Raw genomic sequence first — 315 nt, 5'->3', positions numbered from 1 at the left:
CTTTGTCCCGATCACGCTAAAACGCTCGGTGCCGATGGGGTTCAAACAAAACCCCTCTATCTCCCATGTATTCGCCCAGCCATCGATCTTTACGAAAAAGTTTACGTTCCTAAAAGCGTGATTGTTGAATTTGGAGTGAGTCCCTTTATTTACTGTGCCGAGGTGGTCGATGTTCGCTCTAAGTTAATTATAGCCCTAAAAGAAGAACTAAATCTTGGATTAGGAGAAAGACCATTATTAAACCCATAATAATAAGGGGCGACTTTGTAAGACCCAACATTTGTTGCGCAAGCATTTGCGGTATTCTTTCGAGCA

Annotated in this window: 1 protein-coding gene; it reads left to right on the top strand. The window is 42.5% G+C overall.

Annotated elements, in window-relative coordinates:
* A partial coding sequence (locus EZM41_RS13355; RefSeq protein ID WP_232618911.1) for a hypothetical protein occupies positions 1–249 on the top strand: 249 nt, incomplete at its 5' end.
* Positions 250–315 lie beyond the last annotated feature (66 nt).

Source organism: Acetomicrobium sp. S15 = DSM 107314 (genome assembly GCF_016125955.1).
GTDB lineage: Bacteria > Synergistota > Synergistia > Synergistales > Thermosynergistaceae > Thermosynergistes > Thermosynergistes pyruvativorans.
Note: the sequence above shows the minus strand (reverse complement) of the source record. Positions and strands in the feature narration are given on the sequence as shown.